General features: G+C 65.8%; 15 protein-coding genes. 7 read left to right on the top strand and 8 right to left on the bottom strand.

Translation table 11 applies throughout. The features are described 5' to 3' along the window. Positions 1-335: 335 nt before the first annotated feature. The 4 genes from OG874_RS42515 to OG874_RS42500 all read right to left on the bottom strand — a co-directional run bounded on the left by OG874_RS42515 (position 336) and on the right by OG874_RS42500 (position 4187). Complete coding sequence (locus tag OG874_RS42515) at positions 336-1175, bottom strand: alpha/beta fold hydrolase (protein WP_330252663.1); 840 nt, start codon at positions 1173-1175, stop codon at positions 336-338. An 83-nt stretch (positions 1176-1258) separates the two neighbouring features. Continuing rightward, positions 1259-2098: a DUF72 domain-containing protein gene (locus tag OG874_RS42510; RefSeq protein WP_330252662.1), complete on the bottom strand. Its 840-nt coding sequence runs from the start codon at positions 2096-2098 to the stop codon at positions 1259-1261. A 68-nt stretch (positions 2099-2166) separates the two neighbouring features. Continuing rightward, the gene (locus OG874_RS42505; RefSeq protein ID WP_330252661.1) at positions 2167-3036 is read right to left on the bottom strand and encodes an NAD-dependent protein deacetylase; all 870 of its coding nucleotides are present in this window, start codon (positions 3034-3036) and stop codon (positions 2167-2169) included. 278 nt (positions 3037-3314) lie between these two features. Then, positions 3315-4187: an alpha/beta fold hydrolase gene (locus OG874_RS42500; RefSeq protein WP_330252660.1), complete on the bottom strand. Its 873-nt coding sequence runs from the start codon at positions 4185-4187 to the stop codon at positions 3315-3317. A gap of 54 nt (positions 4188-4241) precedes the next feature. Here OG874_RS42500 and OG874_RS42495 point away from each other — a divergent pair, with 54 nt between their 5' ends. Next, complete coding sequence (locus OG874_RS42495) at positions 4242-4820, top strand: TetR/AcrR family transcriptional regulator (protein WP_330252659.1); 579 nt, start codon at positions 4242-4244, stop codon at positions 4818-4820. Here the strand turns inward: OG874_RS42495 and OG874_RS42490 are convergent, their stop codons facing one another. Both OG874_RS42490 and OG874_RS42485 read right to left on the bottom strand, forming a co-directional pair. After that, entirely contained in the window at positions 4821-5621 is an 801-nt protein-coding gene (locus tag OG874_RS42490; RefSeq protein ID WP_330252658.1) for a hypothetical protein, read from the bottom strand. It abuts the gene before it with no gap. A 183-nt stretch (positions 5622-5804) separates the two neighbouring features. Beyond that, a complete protein-coding gene (locus tag OG874_RS42485; protein WP_330252657.1) occupies positions 5805-7262 on the bottom strand; it encodes an MFS transporter in 1458 nt (485 codons plus the stop codon). A gap of 53 nt (positions 7263-7315) precedes the next feature. Here OG874_RS42485 and OG874_RS42480 point away from each other — a divergent pair, with 53 nt between their 5' ends. From OG874_RS42480 to OG874_RS42470, 3 genes are all read left to right on the top strand, one after another. Next, on the top strand, positions 7316-8026 hold the full coding sequence (locus OG874_RS42480; protein ID WP_330252656.1) for a TetR/AcrR family transcriptional regulator C-terminal domain-containing protein: 711 nt from the start codon (positions 7316-7318) through the stop codon (positions 8024-8026). Positions 8027-8125: 99 nt separating this feature from the next. Continuing rightward, complete coding sequence (locus OG874_RS42475; RefSeq protein ID WP_330252655.1) at positions 8126-9262, top strand: LLM class flavin-dependent oxidoreductase; 1137 nt, start codon at positions 8126-8128, stop codon at positions 9260-9262. A 97-nt stretch (positions 9263-9359) separates the two neighbouring features. After that, positions 9360-9908, top strand: a complete 549-nt coding sequence (locus tag OG874_RS42470) for a YceI family protein (RefSeq protein ID WP_330252654.1) — start codon at positions 9360-9362, stop codon at positions 9906-9908. A gap of 6 nt (positions 9909-9914) precedes the next feature. On the opposite strand, the gene OG874_RS42465 is transcribed toward OG874_RS42470, so the two are convergent. Beyond that, a complete protein-coding gene (locus tag OG874_RS42465; protein ID WP_330252653.1) occupies positions 9915-11012 on the bottom strand; it encodes a serine hydrolase domain-containing protein in 1098 nt (365 codons plus the stop codon). Positions 11013-11161: 149 nt separating this feature from the next. Then, positions 11162-11818 carry an SDR family NAD(P)-dependent oxidoreductase gene (locus tag OG874_RS42460; protein ID WP_330252652.1) on the bottom strand — a complete coding sequence of 219 codons (657 nt, stop codon included), beginning with the start codon at positions 11816-11818 and terminating at the stop codon, positions 11162-11164. A 194-nt stretch (positions 11819-12012) separates the two neighbouring features. Between OG874_RS42460 and OG874_RS42455 the strand changes: the two genes are divergently transcribed. The 3 genes from OG874_RS42455 (at position 12013) to OG874_RS42445 (ending at position 15689) form a co-directional block, all read left to right on the top strand. Then, the gene (locus OG874_RS42455) at positions 12013-13560 is read left to right on the top strand and encodes an LCP family protein (RefSeq protein ID WP_330252651.1); all 1548 of its coding nucleotides are present in this window, start codon (positions 12013-12015) and stop codon (positions 13558-13560) included. 131 nt (positions 13561-13691) lie between these two features. Then, a complete protein-coding gene (locus tag OG874_RS42450) occupies positions 13692-14909 on the top strand; it encodes a L,D-transpeptidase (protein WP_330252650.1) in 1218 nt (405 codons plus the stop codon). A 204-nt stretch (positions 14910-15113) separates the two neighbouring features. Further along, a complete protein-coding gene (locus OG874_RS42445) occupies positions 15114-15689 on the top strand; it encodes a TetR/AcrR family transcriptional regulator (RefSeq protein ID WP_330252649.1) in 576 nt (191 codons plus the stop codon). Position 15690: the final 1 nt, after the last annotated feature.

The following is a 15690-nucleotide window of genomic DNA, read 5'->3' as shown; positions in this document are numbered from 1 at the left end:
AGGCTGTACCCAGTGCGCGAAGCCCACTAGGTGTGCGACAACCCAATCAAGCTAGCGAGCTGTCGAATTCGCCATCCCGAGCGCCACAGACGAAGGCACCCCGTTCTCCGGGGCGAAGACCAGAGCTGGCTGACACTCGCCCGGCGCGCACTATCGCCGACATCACCGAACCGCCGACGACGTGAGCTTCCTACTGACCACATCGCCAGAACCAACCCTGCCGACCGCGCAACAACTGCGCTGGCCGACACTCCGGTGCCGCCGATGGTGACAGCACCGCCGAGCAACCAGCCGATCCGATCCTGGCCGGCGCGGGCCGCGCAGGCGGCTGAGAATCAGTGGGAATCGGTCCAGAAAGCGACCAGATCCGCGCACACTCGGGCCGGGCGTTCCTCGTTCGGGAGATGGCCGACACCGTCGTAAACCGCTGTGCGAGCGCCGAGTTCCTCGGCGTAGCGTTCGTGCACGCTCGGGGGCCAGAGATCGCCGGAGCTACCGTAGGCGATCAGGATCGGGAGGCCGGTGGCGCGCAGCGCGGCGGTGTAGTCGGTCCAGCCTTCCATGACGCGCATGATGCCGACCATATTCGCCTTCCTGGTGGCGAAGATCCGGTTCCGCAGGAATTCGAGTTCGGCCGGTGGCACCAAGGCCGCCATGCTCTGGCTCATCTGCTCCCAGAGTGCTTGCTGGCCACCGCTTTCGATGAGTTGGGCGACCAATTGCGGTGGGGCGAAATTGATATCGGACGTCGAGGAGGGACCGGAGGCTAGTAGGGTGAGACTCCGGAAACGATCGGGCTGGGCGGCCACGGCGGCGCGCGCGACGTAGCCGCCGAATGAGTGGCCCAGCAAGTGAATTGGCGTGCCGTGTGAGATCTGGTCGACGACGGCGATCAGGTCCTCGGCGAAGCTGTCCATCGTGTATCCCGACACATCATCGGGACCGTCGGACTGCCATTGACCGCGCTGATCGTAAGCGACGCAACGGAATCCAGCCGCCGCCAGAATCGGCAGCATGGCCTCGAAGTCCTCTTTGGAGCCGGTGAAGCCGGGGACCAAGAGCACTGTGTCGCGGGTGTCGACACCGTCCGGCGGAGTGGATTCCCAGGCGGCCAGCTTGCCCGCCCCACCGCGCAGGGTAACGATGTCAGTGGCGTACTCGGTGGCCTGCTTCATCGGTTTCCTTCCTCGGTACGAGTGGGGCAACACCCTCCAGGGTAACCGAGTGGAAGCTAGGCGTTGTTACCTATCTGAGATATTCAGAATAAAGTCATCGGCTCCGTCGGAATCGGCTCGGGTAGCGGCTCGAGTTCCGGCAGCCGCGCCCTGACCTCATCGTGGAAGCGACGGGCAAGATGCAGGGCGGCGGCGTTGTCCGGGGTGTGGAGGAACACCGTCGGCGAGCGGCCTTCGCGCAGCCACTCGGTGACGATGCCGAGCCAGGGCTGCCAGCCCGCGACGGTGCGCTCGGTCGAGTCGCGGCCGTGATAGCGCACGATCGGGAACTCGGTCAGGGCTCCGGTCCGGCGCGGCACTCGCGGCTTCTTCGCGCGCGCCTCGGCCTCGGCGGCGCTCTCGGCCGGTCCGTCGAAGAGCGTGGTGGTGTCGAAGGGCACCCATTCGGCGCCGACGCGGGCGAGCACATGCTCCAATTGCCGTGCGGCGCTTTCATTCTCGAAGAATGCGGGATGCCGGACCTCGACGGCGGATCGGTACGACTCGGGCAGCGCGCGCAGGAATCCGGCGAGCGTCCCGAGGTCGGTCGGGCCGAACGAGCCGGGCAATTGCACCCACAGCGCATGGATTCGCGGGCCGAGCGGCTCCATCGCGTCCAGGAAGGTCCGCAGCTCGGCCTCGGCGCCGTGCAGCCTGCGTTCATGCGTGATCGGCTTGGGCAGCTTGATGACGAACCGGAATTCCGTGCCGGTCTGCTTCGCCCACGATTCGACAGTGCCGCGCGTCGGTGTCGCGTAGAACGTCGTATTGCCTTCTACCGCAGTGCACCACGAGGCGTAATGTCGCAGCCGCTCCCCCGGCGCCGGTTGCTGTTCCTGCCATGCCGCGTGCGTCCACATCGCACATCCCACGTGAAGCCGCATGCCAGCGACGCTAACGCACCCGCCGCCCGGGCGTCCCGGCAGTGGACCCGCCACTTCGGGTGAGCTGATCAGGCGGGAATGCGCATCGCGCCGAGGGCGTCCGCCAGCGTGGTCAGCGTGCCCGCGCATCCAGCGTCGACGGTGAGCGTGGCGAGTTCGTCGCCTCGGGTGCGGCCGCGGTTCACGATAGCCACCGGCTTGCCCTGTTTCGCCGCGTGCCGCACGAACCGCAGCCCGGACATCACTGTCAGCGACGACCCCGCGACCAACAGCGCGTCCGCCGCGTCGACCACGTCGAACGATGCGGCGACGCGCTCCTTGGGCACGTTCTCCCCGAAGTACACGATGTCCGGTTTGAGCATGCCGCCGCAACGCGCACAGTCCACCATCCGGAAGCTCGCGGTATCGGCGACCACCGCGTCGGCATCCGGCGCCACCTCCACCCCGGTCGCCGTTGCCGACGCCGCGAACCCGGGATTCGCGGCCTCCAACCGCTCGGCCAAGGTCATCCGCGAGATGAGCGCTGCACAGCCGAGACACCGCACTCGCGCATAGGTCCCATGCAGATCGATGACTCGCCGATGACCCGCCTTGGTATGCAGCAAATCAACGTTCTGCGTGATCAACCCGCTGACGACACCCGCCCGCTCCAGCCGCGCCAACGCCCGATGCGCGGCATTCGGCCGAGACCCGTCCATGGCCCGCCACCCGATATGGTTACGCGCCCAATACCGCTGCCGGAACCCCGCATCCCCCACGAACTGCTGGTAAGTCATCGGCGTCCGCTGCGGCGAATCCGGCCCCCGATAATCCGGAATCCCACTATCAGTCGATACCCCGGCCCCGGTCAAAACCGCCACCCGCCGCCCACCGACCAAGTCACGCAGCCGCTCATCACTTGCGCCCGCGGCAGACGGGCCGAGATTCGAAACGGACATGCGATTCAGACTAAGCGCACTCCCCAACCGACACCCCGCCCACCACCCGTCAGTCGCCCACCCACCCCTTCGAGGAACCAGTCACCACCCCGCCGAACAGCCACCATCTGACTCGCCTCGGTGCAGCACCGGAACCGTGTGGCGCTATCGGACCTCACCGACTTCGTGACCAGCCGAGGAATCGGCGGATCAGGAATGACGCCAGGCGGCCACCGGTCAGGCGGTCGGTCTCGCGCCCTTCGCGGGACCGGTAGCCCGTTGGGAGGCCAGGATTCGATTCAGCTTTCGACGACGCGGTGGCGCGGGTCGGGTGAGGAATCGGCGCCGGTCAGGAATGACGACATCGCGGCGGCGACCGCGTCCGGACGGTCGAGCATGGACAGCACATAGGCGTCGTCGATCTCGACCAGCTTGCCCTTGGGGAGCAGTTCCGCGAGCCTACGTCCGTGTTCGCGCGGCATGACCTTGCCCGCGGACGACCACAGGATCAACGCGTCACCGGAGAAGCGTTGCAGTGCTTCGGTGTTCGCGATCAGCTCGGACTTCGGGAACCCCGACTTCGCGTACTTCAGCAGGTCACGTCGAATCGCCTTGTCGCGCAACGCCGGTTCGGTCCAGCCGTGCATAACCTCATCCGCTAGCGGCCGCCGCGCCATCCAACCCATCATCAGCGGCGAGTTACGCAACCAGCGAATTCGCAACTGCCGCAGGGCAAGTGGGATCCCGCCCGGCAATGCCACCGCGACGGCAACCATCTTCCCCGGTAACCCGGGTGGAAAGTTGCCGAACGCTTCGCACGGCAACGCGATGATCCTGCCGACACGTTCATCCAAGCCATATGCGGTGAGGAACAATCCGCCACCCCAGTCGCTGTGCACCAGGGTGACCTCGCGCAGGTCGAGCGCGGTAAGGAAATCCGCGATGATCTGGTTCAGTCCGCGCAGCGAGAGGTCAGCGTCGGGATGCATCGGTATCGGATGCGCGCCGAGTGGCAGGTCCGGCAGGACGTAGCGAAAACCACTGGGCAGCAGGTCGATCACCTGATCCCACTGTGTGTGGTTCATCAACAGCCCATGCAGCAGCACCACCGCGGGCCCGTCGCCGCGTTCGACGTAATGGATTCGACCGGTGGCGATATCGACAGTTGGCATCAGCGAACCTCCACTAGAGTAGTCGCTCTAGAGCGTGTGCTCTAGTCTTACGTTGTGGACGCAGAGCTGTCAACCAGGGACCGGATTCGCACCGCGATGGCCGAGTTGATGCGCCGACAGGGTTACGGCGCGACGACGGTGAAGCAAGTGAGCGAACTGGCGCGCGCGCCGATGGGCTCGCTGTATCACCACTTTCCGGAAGGCAAACAGCAGATCGCGGCCGAGGCCCTGCGCGCCGCGGGCGCGGCGTATATCCAGTTGCTGCCGCTGCTGATGGATCCGCACGAGGATCTGCGCGCGGCGGTGCCTGCCGCGTTCGTCGCGGCGGCCGAGCAGATGGAGCAGGCCGGGTGGATCAATATGTGCCCGGTCGTCACGATCGCGGGCGAGATCGCTGATAGCGAACCCGCGCTGCGCGCGGTCGCGGCCGAGGTCATCGACTCATGGGTGCGCGAGTGCACCGACTACTTCACCCGCCGCGGACTGGATGCGGCCGAGGCACACCGATTCACCCTCGCGCTGTTGAGTGCACTCGAGGGCGCGTTCATCCTCAGCCGCACCCTCCGCTCGACCGCACCGCTGCACGCCGTGGGCCAGACGCTGACCTGCCAACTGGCCAGCGACAAGGTGTGACTACTTCGGCGCGGGCGTCAGGGTCGGAGTCGGCGCGGGCTTGGTCGTCGTCGGCTTGTCCGCGAACCGGGTGGTGCCGTCCGGCGCGAACATCGTGTTGACGTAATCCACACCGGAGGTGACCAGGATGGGACTACCGCCGATCACCGTGCCGATGATCCCGCCGATGGCCGCGCCGACAGTGAACCCGCCGATGCACCCGGCGACAATGGTGATGACGCAGCCGACAACCGCGCCGATGGCGGTGCCGACGAAAGTACCGACCGCCGTGGCCAGACCGAACTGAGTGGCGAATTCGTCACGGGCGCGCTGGTTTTCGACCACCGAGGCCACCGGCTTGACGGCCAGCGGTTGGGAGATGTCGAGCCCCGCGGGCTTCTGCGGCGCCAGTTCCAGCACCGTGCCGTCCTTCTGCAGCACCGGCGTGACCGGGATTTCGGTATCGGCCACCCGGAACTGCAGCGGCAGCGTCACGACGACGTGGCCGTCGCTATCGGCGAGGTCGACCACGTCGACCACGTCGGCGATATCGGCGGCCTTGCCGTCTTTGTCGACCAGCGTGCCGTCCTTGTCGACCAGTCGACCGTCGCCGCCTGCCGTCAGCTCACTGCCCACCGCCTTGGACAGGGTGAAGGTGCCGCCGCGCAAGCTGGCGACGACCGTCTTGTCGACCAGCTTGACCGAGTAGGTGATGTCCTGCCGCGCGGGTGTGTCGACCGGCTCGGCATGCGAGACTCCGGCGCCCAGGGTCACGGCACCGATGACAAGGATCGCCGCCGCAGTGCTATCGCAAAGCTTCATTCGGTATTCCATTCCGTCATCAGGGTTTTCGCCCTCCGCGCCACCCGCGCCGAGGCTCGACTCTCCCCGCGCTCGAGATGCTCCCTGTGCAATCTACTCATATGCGCGGCAAGGAGATCGAGGGGAGCCTAGCCGAGCCGACGGCCTCAGGCGAGTGGATTCGAGACGGAAATCGAGAACGAGCTACGACACGGTTACCTCCTCCGGCGTGTCGACCTGCGGCGCGGGGCGCGTCCGCAGCAGCGCCAGTCCCAGCAACGCCGCGGCGATGCTGAATCCCGCACTGATCCAGGCACCGGTGGACATGGCGGCGGTGAACGCCTCCTTGGCCGGTTCGGCGTAACCCAGTTGGAAAGCAGCGCCGATGGATTCGCGTGCGGCGGTCGGCGCGTCGTCGGGCATGTGCGAGGTGAAGACACCGGCCAGGACGCTGCCCAGGATCGCGATGCTGATCGCCATGCCGACTTGCTGCAGGGTGTCGTTCATGGCCGAGCCGACGCCCGCGTGCTCGAGCGGAATCGCGCTCATGATCGCGGCGTAGGCAGCCGGACCCGCGAGACCACCGCCGATTCCCATGACCAGCATGCTGATCAGGACCACCCCGTAGCCGGAGCCGACCGCGAGGATGGCGAAGGAGACGCCCATGACGAGCAGACCCGAGACAATGAGCGTCTTATTGCTCAACTTCTTGCCCAGGGTCGCGCCGAGACCGTTGCACACCGCGGCGGCCACGGCGTACGGCAGCAGCGCCAGACCCGCCTTCATCGGCCCGTAGCCGAGCACGAACTGCAGGTATTGGGTGAGCATCAGCATGATCGCGCCCATGCCGAACACCATCAGCAACAACGTCAAGCAGGTTCCGGTGAAGTCGCGATTGCGGAATACCGCCAGCGGCAGCATCGGATGCGCGGACCGGCTCTCCCAGACCACGAACGCCAGCGCCGCGACAACGGCGAGCCCGATCATCGGGATATTCCACTCACGTTCGATGATCACGTAGACCGTCGAGCCGAGCGCGACGATGGACAGCACCACCCCGACGAGGTCGACCGGCCGCTGCTCACCGGTGGATTCCGGCATCAACACCAGTGCGGCGACAATTGCGAGGACCGCGACCGGAATATTGAGCAGGAACACCGAGCCCCACCAAAAGTGTTGCAGCAGAAAGCCACCCAGCGTCGGTCCGAGGACGATGCCGACCATGGCCACGGTGGACCAGCCCGCCATCGCCTTGCGCCGCTCGTCCTCGGCGAAGGTGGTCATCAGGATGGACAGGGTCGAGGGCATCAGCAGCGAACCGCCGACACCCATCGCCGCGCGGGCCGCGACCACCTGCCACGGTTCGGTGGCCAGCACGGCCGCCAGCGAGGCCGCGCCGAACAGCGCGAGGCCAAGGATCAGCATGCGCCGCCGCCCGAACCGGTCGGAGAGGCTGCCCGCGGTGAGCAACAGTCCAGCGAAGACGAGCACGTAGGCGTCGAGGATCCACTGGACGTCCGACGGCGTCGCGTCGAGTTCGCGGATCAGCGACGGGATAGCGATATTGAGCACGGTGCCGTCGATCATCAGCACCAGCAGGGACAGACAGAGGACCCCCAGGATCCACCAGCGGCGAGGGTCTCGCACAACGTTCGATTCCACTAGAACACCGTACGATAGAATCGCACAGTGTGCGAGAGAATTATGCTGAGCCCGTGACACAGCAGCAGTTCTCCTCGGTGTGGATCCGCGAGCCGCGCCAGCCCAAGGCGGCCGGACTGCGCCGCGACCAGATCGTCGCCGCCGCCTTGGAGCTACTGGACAGCGAGGGCATGGGCGCGCTGAGCATGCGCAAGCTCGGCGCGAAACTCGACGCGGGCGCGACCAGTCTCTACTGGCACGTCCGAAACAAGGATGAACTGCTGGAACTCGCCCTCGACGAGATCTGGGGGCTGATGGGAATCCCGGATCCGGAACAGACCTCGTGGCGCGAGGTGGCAACCACCTTCGCCTACAACTTCCGCGCCACCATGCTCGACCACCCGTGGGTCACCAGCTTGATCGGCACCATGCCGAGCGTCGGCCCGAAGGCCTTCGCGCTCAGTGACCAACTGCGCCGCACGTTCATCGGAGCCGGGTTCACCGGCGTCGACGTCTACCTCGCCAGCAGCACTCTGACGAGTTACGTACTCGGCCAGGTCATTCCGGAGATCACGGCCACGAAGGCATTCGGCGAGAAGGGTATCGACCCCGAGATCGTGATCGAGGCCATGGACGAATTGGGCGCCGACTACCCCGAAATGCTCGCGGACTATCGCGAAACCATCCCCGCCGACCAGCAGACCGCCCGCGCGTTGGCCTTCGATTTCGGTTTGCTGTGCGTGCTGGATGGCCTGGAGTCGCGGCTACACCAGCCGCACAAGTGATCACCGTCATATGCGCGGCCTCGGGAATAGATGACTACACGGCCCTGTTGGTTGCCATATCCACCAAATAGGTGTCAGACTTTCCCGAGAGGAGGCGTCGTGCAGTTCGGAATCTTCACCGTCGGCGATGTGACGGTCGACCCGACGACCGGTCGTGCCCCGACCGAGCACGAGCGCATCAAGGCGATGGTGACGATCGCACGCAAGGCCGAGGAAGTCGGCCTCGATGTCTTCGCCACCGGTGAGCACCACAATCCGCCGTTCGTGCCGTCGTCCCCGACCACGATGCTCGGCTTCATCGCCGCGCAGACCGAGCGGCTGCAACTGTCCACCGCGACCACGCTCATCACCACGAACGACCCGGTGAAGATCGCCGAGGACTTCGCGATGTTGCAGCACCTGGCCGACGGCCGGGTCGATCTGATGCTCGGCCGCGGCAATACCGGTCCGGTCTACCCCTGGTTCGGCAAGGACATTCGCGACGGCATCCCGTTGGCCATCGAGAACTACCATCTGCTGCACCGGCTTTGGCGCGAGGATGTCCTCGACTGGGAGGGACAGTACCGAACTCCGTTGCAGTCGTTCACCGCAACGCCGCGTCCGCTCGACGGCGTACCGCCGTTCGTATGGCACGGATCGATCCGCAGCCCCGAAATCGCCGAGCAGGCCGCGTATTACGGCGACGGCTTCTTCGCCAACAACATCTTCTGGCCCAAGCAGCACTTCCAGCGGCTCATCGAGCTGTACCGGCGGCGCTTCGAACACTACGGCCACGGCACCGCGGACCAGGCGATCGTCGGACTGGGCGGACAGGTGTTCATGCGCAAGAACTCTCAGGACGCGGTGCGTGAGTTCCGCCCCTACTTCGACAACGCACCGGTCTACGGCCACGGCCCGTCACTCGAGGAGTTCACCGAGCAGACACCGCTGACCGTCGGCAGTCCGCAAGAGGTCATCGAGAAGACCATGACCTTCCGCGAAACCTTCGGCGACTATCAGCGACAGCTGTTCCTGATGGACCACGCGGGTCTACCGTTGCAGACGGTGCTGGAGCAACTCGATCTGCTCGGCGCAGAGGTAGTTCCGGTGCTGCGCAAGGAGTTCGACGCATTGCGACCGGCCCATGTCCCGGATGCTCCGACGCACGCGTCGCTGGTCGCTGATAAGACAAGCCGGCGCGACCATCCGTCGGATCGCGACGATCCCGCGCCTTTCGCGCAATCGCTCGGAGGCTGATCATTCGGTGCAATGGCGCACCGATCATGTAGTGCCAGAACTGAATACCCGCTCACATCCAAGTAATTGAAATATCAACTATCTGAGGAGACCGACAATGTCGACCACCACCGCAAAGGCTCTGACCGCCGGCACCTGGGCCATCGATCCCGCCCACTCCAACCTCGGGTTCACCGTGCGTCACCTGATGGTCAGCAAGGTTCGCGGCCGCTTCGCCGACTTCTCCGGCAAGCTGGTCATCAACGAGGACGGCAGCGCCTCGGCCGAAGCCGAGATCCTGGTCGACTCGGTGACCACCGACAACGAGCAGCGCGACGCGCACCTGCGCACCGCCGACTTCTTCCACGCGGCCGACTTCCCGATCGCCACCTTCAAGTCGACCGGATTCCGGGTCAACGGCCAGGATTTCGTCGTCGACGGTGAGTTCACCATCCGCGGCACCACCCGCCCGGTCTCCCTCGACGTGGAGTTCCTCGGCGTCAACCCCGGCATGGGCCAGGGCCCGGTCGCCGGTTTCGAGGTCAAGACCGTCATCAATCGCCGCGACTTCGGTATCACCATCGATATGCCGCTCCCCGACGGCGGCGCGGTCATCGGCGACAAGATCACCCTCACCCTGGAGATCGAGGTCGGCCTGCAGGCCTGATCGGCACTACCCACAGAACGCGGCGTCCACCAAGTCGTCCATTTGCGCCTTGTGGACCAACCCGAACAGCGGCGGAACTTGGTTGAGGCTGACCGTGATCGCGCGGTCGGGGGTGTAGCCGCCGAAGACGAAGAAGCCGTCCATCACACCGCCGTGGCTCCAGATAGCGATGCCGCAGGGGTTGGTGCGATGGAACAGGCCGAGGCCGACACCGTCGCCGAGGGCCGGGTTGTCGGTCGGGATGGTTCCTTGCATCTCGGCGAGTTCCGCCGGGGGCAGCAGCCTTCCTGCCAGCAGGGCCGCGAAGAAGTGGTTCAGGTCCGCGCCCGTGGAGACCAGTGCGCCGTCGGATAGGCCCCAGCCCGGGTCGATATCGGTGATATCGACCCGGTTTCCGTCGAAGTACTGATATCCACGCGGGTGCGGGCCCCGAATGACGTTCTCCACTGGGAACGCGGGCCAGTACGTGTTGCGCAGATCCAGCGGCACCAGGATGCGCTTGGTCACCTCGACACCCACCGGCCTGCCGGTCACCTGCTCGATCAGCTTCCCGACCAGCAGATAGTTGGTATTGGAGTATTTGAAGTGCGAACCGGGCGCGAACTCCGCGGGCGCATCCAAGCCGAGCCGGATCAGCTGATCCGCGGTCTGGTACTGCCGCAACGCCGCAACGGAATCCATGTCCAACCGGGGGAGGTAGTTGGGAATACCGCTGGTGTGCTGCAACAGATTTCGGACGGTTATCAGATTCCCATCCCCACCGGGACCGCGCACCACGCCGGGCAGATAACGCTCGATCGGGGCGTCGAGCTGCACTCGGCCCTCCCCCACCAGCTGCAGCACCACCGTCGCGACGAATGTCTTGGTATTACTGGCGATCCTGACCTGCGCATTATCCGGAAAGGCAGTACCCGTCCCGAGATCGCCGACGCCGCTGTCGATCTGGGTATCACTGCCATCGGCGGTCAGCACCAGCTGCGCACCGGGAACGGCGGTCGATCGGACCAGATCATCCAGCCGGGTCTGCAACACCTCGACGGGGGCCGCGGAGCACGTCGCGAAATTCGGCAACAGCGAAATCGCCAGTGCCGCAACCAATGCCATCGCTACCGCGAGCCACCGCAGCAATCCTGCATCGCCACGGCCCGCTCGGCCGCCCCTTCGGTGCGCACGGAGATACCCGTGCGCAACCCGTTCGGCTCGAAGGGAATTCGGAACCGGCGTGTCGTTGCCGATCGGCGCGTTTCGCGGCATCAGCCGTCATAGGTCACGTGTGGTGTCCATTCGTCAAGGGGACGTACGGCGGCGGCGTGCAAAGCCTCCGCAACACGGCCCCGAGTGAACGCGCCCTCCTCGGCGAGGACGCCGTTGATCTGCACCGCGACCGCGCGAAAACCCTCGGGCGCCAGGGTGGTGTCCAGGCTGGTGACGAGATTGCGCACCGCCGCCTTCTGGACACCGAGCGACGCGGCCTGATTCCACGGCTTGTCGGCCGCAGCGCTTCCGGTGACGAGCACACGGGCGCCAGCGGCGAAGAACGGCCGGGCGGCCTGTACCGCCGGCAGCAGGGCCGCGGCACCGATGGTGAAGTCCTCGATCAACTCCGCGACGGTCAACCGCAACGGATCCGACTGCCGGAAGATGCTCGGATTGAAGTGCAGCACGTCGATCCGACCGTGCCGCTCCCCCGCCTCGGTCACAATACGATTGACATCAGCGGGATCTGCCAAATCGACATCGACACCATGGGCATCGAAGCCTTCCGTCCTGAGTTGCTCCGCCAACGGCTCGGCCTCCTCGAGCAGTCGGCAGGCCAGCACAACCACGTATCCATCATGCGCGAAAAGACGGCCGACCGATAGCCCGACACCGGGGCCGGCACCGAGAACGAGAAGTACGGGAGCAGTCATGATCATGACCCTAGAGGTGAATCAGCGCAGGTCACAATGTCCGATTCTTGCCTCACCCACGCCGAGCCGGTAACACTGGATCAGCTGACGTGGCAACCAGCCGGTTAGCGGTTAGGACCCGGACGTGCGCGGTACCGAACTAGTCGAGACGAATGTTGAGGCGGCGAAAATGATCCGGGACGAGGGCCGTCGCCATGGATGACGACACCGTCGAACTCCCCAAGATCACGGCCCAGGCCCGTCCTGTCAAGCATCGGCGCGCGGCTCCGGCACCCCATCGCGGCCGCCGAGCGGCGAAGATCGCGGTCCGCGTCCTCGCCTCGATATCCGCGCTCGCCGTCCTATCCGGCACCGGATTCGCCTGGTCGGCCAAGAACGAATTCGACAACGGCTTCACCCACACCGATGCGATCGGCAAGGACGCGCCACACTCCCTCGGTGGCGACCTGAATATCCTGCTGATCGGCCTGGACACCCGAAAGGATCTCGACGGCAAGGACCTGCCGAAGGACATCCTGGACCAGTTGCACGCGGGCGACGGCGACAACGGCGGATACAACGCGAACTCGCTCATCCTGCTGCACATTCCGGCGGATATGCACAAAATCGTCGCCTTCTCCATTCCGCGCGACGACTACGTCGCGGTCTCCGGCATCCCCGGCTACGACCACGCCAAGATCAAGGAGGCCTACGGCCTGAAGAAGGCCGCCACCGAGACCAAGTTGGAGAACGCGGGCCAAAAGGACAAGGTCGCCCTGGAACGCGCGGGCCGCGAGGCCGGCCGCGCGTCGATCGTGCAGACGGTGCGCAACCTGGTCGGCGTTCCCATCGACCGCTTCGCCGAGATATCGCTCGTCGGCTTCTATGACCTGGCGGACAAGCTGGGCGGCGTCGATGTCTGCCTCAACCACGCCGTCAACGACAGCTTCTACTCCGGCGCGGTCTTCCCGGCGGGTCCACAGCACCTCGATGCCGCCAACGCGCTGTCGTTCGTACGCCAGCGCCACGGCCTGGAGAACGGCGACCTCGACCGAACCCACCGCCAGCAGGCCTTCCTCACCTCGGTCGCCAAATCGTTGAAGGACACCGGCACCCTGACCAATATCGGCACGCTCTCGGGCCTGATGGATGTGGCGCACCGCGATATCGTGCTGTCCGACGGCTGGAATCTGCTCGACTTCGCCCGCGACCTCGGCTCGGCGGGCTCGATCTCGGTCGAGTTCCGGACCCTGCCGGTGCTGCGCTACGACACTATCGACGGTCAGGACGTCAATATCGTCGATCCGGCCGCCATCAAGAAGGAAGTCCGCGCCGCATTCGGCGTCGAGGCACCGCCGACCACCCCGGTCCACACCCCGACCAGCATCGTCGATGTCCAGAACGCGAGCGGTTATGGCGGCCGGGCCGCCCAGCTCTCCACCGCACTCACCAAGCGCGGCTATCCGAAGGGCACCGTGGGCACCGGCACCTACACCGAGGGCGCGACCTCCGCGATCACCTATGGTTCCGGCGCGGACGCCGACGCCGCGCAGCTGGCCGACACCCTCGGCCTCACCGCCACGGCATCGCCGAATATTCAACCCGGTCACATCACCGTGGTCATCGGCAGCGACTTCACTATGCCCGCCGGACTCACCCCGACCACGTCATCGACCGCGACGACGACCTCGGCCGAGCCAGTGCCGGACTCCGGCAAGCCGGTCGCGACCACCATCGGCAGCACTGTGCCCTGCGTCAACTGAGTGCGGGCGGGATCGGCGCAGGTCACACGGTCAGCGGCGAAATACCCGCGAAATGGCCGGTAAACTACGGCACGGGCCAGTACGTCGTTAGATGCGCCGCAGGGAACGCACGGCGAAACAGCAGGAGAATCATGTCGAGTCGCCGCTTCCGGTTGAGAGCCGCTGCGGGTTTTATGTTGGTTACGGCGCTCGTTGCGGCCGGGTGTTCGTCCAAGTCGGAACCCGCCACCAGCCCAGCCGGGCCACTGCCCCCTGCGATCTCCATCACACCGACGACCGGCGGCGACGATGTCGATCCGCTCTCGCCTGTTGATGTGACCGCAGGCGACGGCGTGCTGACCGCGGTGAGCCTGACGAACGAGACGGGCAAGTCGATCGAGGGCATCTACACCCCCGACAAGACGGCGTGGAAGCCCACCGACTCGCTCGGCTACGGACACACCTACACGATCACCGCGCAAGCCCTCACGATCACCGGCCGCGTCGGCCCGATCACCTCGACCTTCACCACACTGGCGCCGCACAACCAGACCAAGGCGTATCTGACCACCACCGCGGGCAACCCCCTGATCGACGGTGGCACCTTCGGCGTCGGCACCGTGGTCGTCGCGCACTTCGACGAGGACGTTCCGGATAAGGCGATCGCCGAGAAGCGTCTTTCGGTGACGACCAACCCACCGGTCGAGGGTTCGTGGTACTGGCTCGACAAGCGCAACGCGCACTGGCGGCCGCAGCAGTACTACGCGCCGGGCACCAAGGTGACCGTCGCGGCCAATATCTACGGCGCCGACCTCGGCGGCGGCCTCTATGGCCAGGAGGACAGCAAGACCACCTTCACCATCGGCCCGTCGCACGTCTCGATCTCCGACGACAACACCAAACAGGTGCAGGTCTTCGAGAACGGCAACCTGATCCGCACCATGCCCACCTCGATGGGCATGGGCGGCAGCGAGGTCGTGGGGGGTAAAACGATCACCTTCTGGACCCAGCCCGGCATCTACACGGTGATGGACAAGGCCAACCCGGTGATCATGGACTCCTCGACCTTCGGTCTGCCGGTCAACTCCCGGCTCGGCTACAAGGAGTCCATCAACTGGGCGACCAAGATCAGCACCGATGGCATCTACCTGCACGAGCTGGCCTCCAGCGTCTGGGCCCAGGGCAATACGAATACCTCGCACGGCTGCCTCAATCTCAGTCCGGCCAATGCCCAGTGGTTCTTCAATTTCGCGGTCCCCGGCGACGTCGTGGAAGTCCGCAACACCGGCGGCGCGCCACTCCAGGTCTGGCAGAACGGCGACTGGGGCGTGCCGTGGGACGAGTGGCTGCAGGGCAGCGCGCTGCACTGAGCAACCCAGCGCCTGAGTTACGGTGCGACGACCATGGTTTCGTGCAGCCGCGGGTGGTAGCAGCGGTTCACCTTCTGCGTCTCACCGGAATTTCCGGGCGAAAGTGCCCCGTGTGGCAGAATCATCGACACTATGACCGTCTTGACCAGCGCTTCTCCCGGCCGCCTTCCTCGAGGGCCGCACCGATTGAGCCGGGACGAGGTCGTGACGTCACAGCGCGAGCGGCTCTACATCGCCGCGCTGGAAGCGGTCGCGGAGCTGGGCTACGGCCCCACCACCATCACCGATATCGTCGGCCGGGCCAGGGTCGCCCGGCGAACCTTCTACGTGCTGTTCGAGAGCAAAGAGGAATGCTTCACCGCCGCATTCGATTTCGCGGTGGAGGTCATCACCCGTGAGCTCGACCGCGTGGTCACCGAGTCGGGCGCGGACACCTTCGTCGAACTGGTGCGCACGACGCTGGAGACCTATCTGGAATTCCTGGCGGCCGAACCTGCGGCGGCGCGCGCACTGCACATCGAAACCCTCGCCGCCGGACCGGGACTCATCGCGCGCCGGGCCCGCACCCATCGCATGTTCGGCTACCGGATGATCGCCGCCGCGCGAATCGGCATGCGCGCGGGCGAAGTTCACGCCGAACCCGATCCCGGACTGCTCGACGTGCTGCTCGGCGGTATCGACGATCGGGTCCGGGCCACCCTGATCGAATCGGGCCCGCAGGATCTACCGGCCTTGGCTCCCACCCTGACTCGCGCCGCGCTCGTACTGCTCGGCTCCTGAC

Origin of the sequence: Nocardia sp. NBC_00565 (genome assembly GCF_036345915.1) — a bacterium.
In the GTDB taxonomy this organism is placed as follows: Bacteria; Actinomycetota; Actinomycetes; order Mycobacteriales; family Mycobacteriaceae; genus Nocardia.
The sequence above is the reverse complement of the archived record's forward strand: the minus strand, read 5'-3'. Positions and strand labels throughout refer to the sequence as shown.

Bases quoted from the DNA above. Each gene is read 5' to 3' on its own strand.
- OG874_RS42515 (WP_330252663.1), bottom strand. From the start codon at position 1,175: ATGAAGCAGGCCACCGAGTACGCCACTGACATCGTTACCCTGCGCGGT.
- OG874_RS42510 (WP_330252662.1), bottom strand. From the start codon at position 2,098: ATGCGGCTTCACGTGGGATGTGCGATGTGGACGCACGCGGCATGGCAG.
- OG874_RS42505 (WP_330252661.1), bottom strand. From the start codon at position 3,036: ATGTCCGTTTCGAATCTCGGCCCGTCTGCCGCGGGCGCAAGTGATGAG.
- OG874_RS42500 (WP_330252660.1), bottom strand. From the start codon at position 4,187: ATGCCAACTGTCGATATCGCCACCGGTCGAATCCATTACGTCGAACGC.
- OG874_RS42490 (WP_330252658.1), bottom strand. From the start codon at position 5,621: ATGAAGCTTTGCGATAGCACTGCGGCGGCGATCCTTGTCATCGGTGCC.
- OG874_RS42470 (WP_330252654.1), top strand. From the start codon at position 9,360: ATGTCGACCACCACCGCAAAGGCTCTGACCGCCGGCACCTGGGCCATC.
- OG874_RS42465 (WP_330252653.1), bottom strand. From the start codon at position 11,012: ATGGCATTGGTTGCGGCACTGGCGATTTCGCTGTTGCCGAATTTCGCG.
- OG874_RS42460 (WP_330252652.1), bottom strand. From the start codon at position 11,818: ATGACTGCTCCCGTACTTCTCGTTCTCGGTGCCGGCCCCGGTGTCGGG.
- OG874_RS42455 (WP_330252651.1), top strand. From the start codon at position 12,013: ATGGATGACGACACCGTCGAACTCCCCAAGATCACGGCCCAGGCCCGT.
- OG874_RS42450 (WP_330252650.1), top strand. From the start codon at position 13,692: ATGTCGAGTCGCCGCTTCCGGTTGAGAGCCGCTGCGGGTTTTATGTTG.